Source organism: Weizmannia acidilactici (genome assembly GCF_008974225.1).
GTDB classification, from domain to species: Bacteria; Bacillota; Bacilli; order Bacillales; family Bacillaceae_C; genus Weizmannia; species Weizmannia acidilactici.
The window spans coordinates 1-5,891 of record NZ_BKZR01000072.1; the positions used below are offsets into that span (position 1 = coordinate 1).

Sequence of the window (5,891 nt, forward strand, 5' to 3'; positions counted from 1 at the left end):
CTCAATTCACTAAGTGGAACGAAAGCGAGTGTTACACCAAATTTCATGAAGTACACACCGATTTCATCAACTGTGACACTTGTCACTTCGTCAACTTCAAATCCCCCATCTTTGGTTTTCACATCGTATTTCATGCCTTATCCCTCATTCTTCGTTTTATAGACAAAATAAAAAGCACCCACTAATTTGGATGCTTATTTTATCTATTCAATTTGTTCAGATACCACAAAGATGATTCCTTTAACTTGATATTTCATAGCTTGCCTATTTTGAGTATATAGGAATATTCACATTGCTTGTATATCTTTAATCTGATCCAATGTGAAAGTAAATCCATATCCTTTAGTCGTATTTTGTTGATCTTTTGGTATTAAATCAACATTTTCAATTAAATTATCATCATCTAATTCTGGAACATAATTAGTAAGAAAGCCTTCATACCGTTTTCCGTTACTATCGGTTAGTATTACTTGCTTCTCCAAATATGACTTTATTTGCATAAGTTTCAAAATCAACCATCTCCCTTTGTCGGGAAAATATGGACTCCTGTCTTTGAATACCGTATATCAAACACACTGGTTAAAATATGATTTCCTTCTATATCTACATAATACCCTATTTTTTGTTCGTTGTTAAGAATTGTTTCTTTATTAGCGAACTTTAAACCATTCAACCATATTCTTCCTGTTCCAGCATATTTTTTTACTAATTTTTGAGCTTCTTCTTGTGAAATTATAATGTAACTCAGACCATGAATTCCTTTTTTCTCCAGTTTATTTTTATATGCTTCATATGATGGATTACCGTAAATGTGCCGTGCTTGTTTTTCGGGATTAATATTAGTTGTAATTACTCCATTTTTAATTTTATTTCTAATCTCTTTTTTTACTTGTCAATTGTTGATATGTTTCTTCCGCGTTCCGTTTAGTCATTAAACCTATTTGTTCCCGGTCATACCGACGTGTCCTGCCAGTGTCGTTGATAAACGCCCGCATATCCGCCTGCTGTTCTCGTACTTTCTGTTTTGCTTTCAGCGCACCTTCTTTATCGCCAATTTCCTCCATCATCATCTGTTCACGCTTAGCCGCTCTAATTCTGCGTTCTAGCGCTCGCTGTTTCTGCGATTCAATATATGCCTGTTTATTTTTCTCGTGGTCAACCAGATGATAAGTCTTCTTGCTTACCCCATCAATGTACGGAAAAATTTCATGACGGCAATTGATGCCGAGCAATCCACCGGGTGTACCGTAACCGGTTTTGCTCAGTGGCGGAAACTTGTTGCTCTTTCCTGAGATCGAAAAAATATGCCCTTGAAATGGTTCATGTGACGGCCGGCTGCCCATGTGCGAACTGACTTCAACCAGGTCAACGCCGTATTCTTGAGCACGGCCCAACTGCATTTCGTTGGCGACATTTCCTACCAATGTCCTTACTACCATGTTCATATACGCTTCTGTGCTCCATTGCCTTCCCGCCTTATCAACCAGTGCCGGAATACCTTTTTCTGCCCATTGCTTTGCGGCGTCTGACATGGTCTGAAATGGCGTTTGTGCGCCCGTCAATGTCTTTCCTACCGTTGTGCTTAAAATATTGATATAAGCCTGCTGTGACTGCTGCAGCATGGTTGTATTGACCATGTTAAAGGTTTGTTTTGCCTGCGCCTGAAATGCGGATAAGATATTTTCAAGCGATTTGCTATTTTCCAATGCACCCGGCGGTTCAACAAGTTTCCCTTGTCTCACTGCTTCTTGCAAGTCGTTTTCAAACTCTCCTGCTGCCGAGTAGCCAGCTTCTTTCAGGGCCTTTGATATCTCATCAATGGCTTTGCCGCTATTCTTCGCAATCGTAATGATATTGGCTTGTATGAGTGCTCCAAGCAAACCTAGCTGCTGCGCCTGCCATGTGTGAATGTTTTCCGGCGTGAGCAAAGATTGATTCTTTTTAAGGCACTTAGCGACATTCAAAAGGATTTGTTCTTCGATTGCCAAATACACCTCTATGGTCGGTACTGAAATTTGCTGTTGCTTGAGTGGATCCATGATTATCAACACTCATTGATTGTGCGATATAAATTTTCATACGAACAAACAATGTTTGAGAATTCTGTCAAGTTCTCATTATCAATACGTTGGCTTGCTTTTTGCTTTATTAAGTCGCCAATAGCCTCTAACACTTCTTGAGCCTCTTCTTCTAATTGCTTTTTGCTTTTCATAGTTATCCACCACCTTCTTGATTAGTACCGAACAGATCTATCGCCGCAGCCGTCGCTGTTGCGGATTCCTGCTGGATTTCCTCAAGCCATTTACGCGCTTCTTCTTCTGGTAAGTCGAAAATGCGCATGATCGCTTTCACCTTCGGCATGAGACCCTGTGCTACCAATCCGCTGTAATAAGTCGCGTTTGCCTGCCTGTCTTCTGCAATCGAGTCGTCAAAGTCGACTGTCACTTCGATTTTTGGCATGGCCGGAAGTTCTCCATAAACCACAAGCAGCTGCAGAATGACCTCAATCAGTTCCTTTATGCCTGCTGCAATCAGTGTTTCATGGCTGTTTTTCATCCGGAATGTTTTACTGTTCTCGGAGATTACTTGCGTTGCCGTTTGTACGCTGGCCCCGCCTGTAAAAGCCGTAATACATCATATTACAAAATGGAACGTGAACAACCACCTTACGAATATTGAATACAAACCTGTTTTCAAAAAGGAAATTGCTGCTGCAAAAAGGGGTGCAACTGAATGTTCAGTTTTTCTATTAGCTATTATTATTTTAACATCAATACCAATTATTTTTTTTAGGGGGGATTTACAACGCAAACCACAAACTGGACCGTGATAAAGATGGCATTGCTTGTGAGGAGATAAGGAAGCCCCCCCCCGTGGGCTTTTCCTTAAACCATTATGAAAGCAGATGATAAAGTGGATTTTAATACAATAAATGAACTAATATCCTGCTTAAAAAGAATCATAGAAAAAAATAATCCAATCGAACTCCCTTAAAAAGGGGATTATAAAAAATAGAACTGAAAAGTAGCTCTTTTTATTTCTGGGTTGATATCAATCGAAAAGGCAGGAAAAAGCTGCAATGTACTTTCCAATTAAGGGAGCAACAACATAAGGAAAGCCCTCTACTGAGACTAGATATTATTGTACAAGATCACCCGAATCCACCAGGCTACTTTCCTCTGGCAAATCAGGTGATACCGTGCCCTCATTTACATATTGCGCATCCTGATTACGGAGACAGTATTGCATATCCCCTAGATGACAATTATGCTAAAATGTATCTGACGGAAGAAGAATTGAAAGAAATTACTGTTATTTTGAGGAAGTTTTTAGAAAGATGTAATGTCGGGAATATTAATGACTATAATTATGAATATCAGGCAGAATTATTTTAGCGAACTGGAGGTGTGTATCAATGATTGATGAGTTACTAAGAACATACAATGAATGGAATCAAAAGAAAATTGCATTTGAGAATTTTGATTCATTTATTGCTATCACTACTCCTTTTGTTGATATGCACAACGATTATATTCAGTTATTTTTATCTAAGGAAAAAAATCAGTACATCATATCTGACGATGGCTACACTATAAATGAACTGAGCATACTCGGCGTTGATATTAAGAGTTCAAAAAAAAAAGAAAAGAATTTTTTAATATTACATTGAAAACATTTGGAGTTAATTTTAATCCTAATACTGAAGAACTTTTTTCTACTTTTGACAATGTGAATGACTATCCAGAAGCGCAACATCGATTAATTCAATGTGTCTTAAGAATTTCAGATATGCTTTTAACTTCAAGAAACACCGTCATCAGCATTTTTACAGAAGAAATATCAAACTTCTTCTTAGAAAATGGTGTTTTCTTTAGCGAAGGCCCAAGCTATGTAGGAATTTCAGGAAAAACAAACCACTTTGATTTTGCTCTCCCACGATCTAAAACAAGGAATGAAAAATTAATAAAAGCAATTAATTCTCCTTCTGGCGATAGCTATGTTGAACCATTGTTCTCATGGCTTGATATTAAAGATGCTAGGAAAAATTCTGAATTACTGATCATTGCCAATGACACCAATAAACCACTGTCAGATAGTTTTTTAGGTCCTTTTAAAAACTATTCTGTAGATGTTTTGGAATGGTCAAAAAGGCAAGAATGGGTAACAAATTTAAAGGTCATATAAATTCAAAAGTGAAAATTTTACATGCCCCTCGAGGGCTTTTTCTTAGAACTTTAAACAGAACATACATTCCAAGAACAAATATTCTTTAAAGGGGGGTAAGTTCGATGGAAGACAAAAACAAAAAAGATCCAGAGCAAAAAACCGCACCAATCCCCGTATTGTCAAAAATACATATTGTAAACGGCCGTATGATTGCCTTGGCGGAAAGAGTAGTTGATACGCCGGTCTAATTGCTTGAAGAGGAGGATCACATTTAAAATTAATATGTATTTCTATCCCTATTGACCAATACTACAGAATTTTAAATGCTGATCATGTGGTCAAAAAATGTGGTCGAAAGGAGATTGGTTATGGCTTACTTTCAAAAGGTGCCGGCTAAAAATAAACAGGGTTACAAATGGAAATGCACTGAGGATGGGCCACGTGATCCTATAACAGGAAAACGTAGACAAGTAACCAGAAGAGCAGATACAAAAAAAGAAGCACAGCAAAAAGTAAATAAAGCAATGGAAGAACTTAAGCGCAAGGATAAATTGGAAGTCGATGAAGATACCTTGAATATAACTGTATCTGATTTATTTAAACGTTGGTTCGAACTTATAATGAAAAGGAAAATCAAAGAAACCACGCTTCGCGAGTACAATAATGCCGTCAATTTTCGTATAATTCCTGTATTAGGAAACTATAAGGTAATACAACTCACACCTATTTTGCTTCAAAAATTCATAAACGACCTGTCAGATGAAGGCTTGTCATCTCGATATGTTGAATACATCAACACTATTTTGTATGGTTGCTTAGAAACAGCAAGGAAATGGAAAATCATTAATTCAAATCCATTAATTGACGTTGAAAGACCGCGGCCGAGAAGATCAGAACAAAAAACATGGTCATTAAATGAAATGAATCAATTCTTAGAGGTTGCAAAAATTTATGATCTAAGAACATTCGCGATAGTAAGTACAGCTTTAAAAACAGGGGCTAGGCGTGGGGAAATACTTGCACTACAATGGTCAGATATAAACTTTGAAGAACAAACAATAAAAATAGAAAAAACTTTGATTTACGATAAAGATGGCTATCGCTTCGGTACTCCAAAGTCCGAAGCATCAAATCGAGTAATAAAAGTTGGGGAATCACTGATTAAAGATTTAAAGGAATGGAAAGTCCAGCAAACAAAAATAAAAATGGCGTTTAGAAACAGTTATAATGATGAACTTAATCTTGTCTTTACTACAAAATTAGGTAAGCCTGTCTTTCCGAGATCCTTAACATCTGATTTTAATAAAATAATCAAATTAGCCAACGTTACCAAGATAAGGTTCCACGACCTAAGACATACACATGCAACAATATGTCTTGAGTCAGGAATGCCTCTAAAAGAACTGCAAGTAAGATTGGGACACAGCAGCATAAAAACCACCGGAGACGTCTATGCACATGTGACCGAAAAAATGGCTGAAAAATCCGTTGATCTATTTGAAAAATACATTACAAAATATAAATTGGCAAGGTATGTGGTCAAAATGTGGTCAATGTGAACATACCTTGCCTTCAAACCCTTTTATTTCAAGGATAAAGGCACGACACACTCCACATGTGTAGAATGCTGACTGTAGATAATTCATATCGAGAGAAGTGGAATTCACCTGATACAAAGTTTGATATTTTTCCCAGTGATTTACCCTGAAAATTAACATATAAAA

11 protein-coding genes are annotated in these 5,891 nt (G+C 37.1%); 6 read left to right on the top strand and 5 right to left on the bottom strand.

The annotated features are described in order from the left end of the window. Positions 1 to 287 precede the first annotated feature (287 nt). Genes GBH70_RS15985 through GBH70_RS16000 form a run of 5 tightly spaced genes read right to left on the bottom strand, consistent with a single transcriptional unit; the run spans position 288 to position 2,631 of the window. Positions 288 to 509, bottom strand: a complete 222-nt coding sequence (locus GBH70_RS15985) for a hypothetical protein (RefSeq protein WP_151681961.1) — start codon at positions 507 to 509, stop codon at positions 288 to 290. A gap of 2 nt (positions 510 to 511) precedes the next feature. Continuing rightward, on the bottom strand, positions 512 to 877 hold the full coding sequence (locus GBH70_RS17890; protein WP_151681966.1) for a polymorphic toxin type 50 domain-containing protein: 366 nt from the start codon (positions 875 to 877) through the stop codon (positions 512 to 514). Then, positions 873 to 2,039: a phage minor capsid protein gene (locus GBH70_RS15995; RefSeq protein ID WP_308697092.1), complete on the bottom strand. Its 1,167-nt coding sequence runs from the start codon at positions 2,037 to 2,039 to the stop codon at positions 873 to 875. Before GBH70_RS15995 ends, GBH70_RS17890 begins: the two co-directional genes overlap by 5 nt. A gap of 5 nt (positions 2,040 to 2,044) precedes the next feature. After that, positions 2,045 to 2,212 carry a hypothetical protein gene (locus tag GBH70_RS16890; RefSeq protein WP_172968328.1) on the bottom strand — a complete coding sequence of 56 codons (168 nt, stop codon included), beginning with the start codon at positions 2,210 to 2,212 and terminating at the stop codon, positions 2,045 to 2,047. Between the two features lie 2 nt (positions 2,213 to 2,214). Continuing rightward, positions 2,215 to 2,631 carry a phage portal protein gene (locus GBH70_RS16000; RefSeq protein WP_151681962.1) on the bottom strand — a complete coding sequence of 139 codons (417 nt, stop codon included), beginning with the start codon at positions 2,629 to 2,631 and terminating at the stop codon, positions 2,215 to 2,217. Between the two features lie 167 nt (positions 2,632 to 2,798). Between GBH70_RS16000 and GBH70_RS17895 the strand changes: the two genes are divergently transcribed. The 6 genes from GBH70_RS17895 (at position 2,799) to GBH70_RS16020 (ending at position 5,726) form a co-directional block, all read left to right on the top strand. Then, a complete protein-coding gene (locus tag GBH70_RS17895; protein ID WP_151681968.1) occupies positions 2,799 to 2,909 on the top strand; it encodes an excalibur calcium-binding domain-containing protein in 111 nt (36 codons plus the stop codon). Between the two features lie 108 nt (positions 2,910 to 3,017). Further along, on the top strand, positions 3,018 to 3,395 hold the full coding sequence (locus tag GBH70_RS17900; protein ID WP_371862266.1) for a DUF6978 family protein: 378 nt from the start codon (positions 3,018 to 3,020) through the stop codon (positions 3,393 to 3,395). 20 nt (positions 3,396 to 3,415) lie between these two features. Next, complete coding sequence (locus GBH70_RS16010) at positions 3,416 to 3,670, top strand: DUF1828 domain-containing protein (protein ID WP_151681963.1); 255 nt, start codon at positions 3,416 to 3,418, stop codon at positions 3,668 to 3,670. Then, a complete protein-coding gene (locus GBH70_RS16015) occupies positions 3,667 to 4,185 on the top strand; it encodes a DUF1829 domain-containing protein (protein ID WP_151681964.1) in 519 nt (172 codons plus the stop codon). Before GBH70_RS16010 ends, GBH70_RS16015 begins: the two co-directional genes overlap by 4 nt. Positions 4,186 to 4,289: 104 nt before the next feature. Beyond that, positions 4,290 to 4,415, top strand: coding sequence for a hypothetical protein (locus tag GBH70_RS17560; RefSeq protein ID WP_259370071.1), 126 nt, complete (start codon positions 4,290 to 4,292; stop codon positions 4,413 to 4,415). A 120-nt stretch (positions 4,416 to 4,535) separates the two neighbouring features. Continuing rightward, positions 4,536 to 5,726 carry a tyrosine-type recombinase/integrase gene (locus GBH70_RS16020; RefSeq protein WP_151681965.1) on the top strand — a complete coding sequence of 397 codons (1,191 nt, stop codon included), beginning with the start codon at positions 4,536 to 4,538 and terminating at the stop codon, positions 5,724 to 5,726. Positions 5,727 to 5,891: the final 165 nt, after the last annotated feature.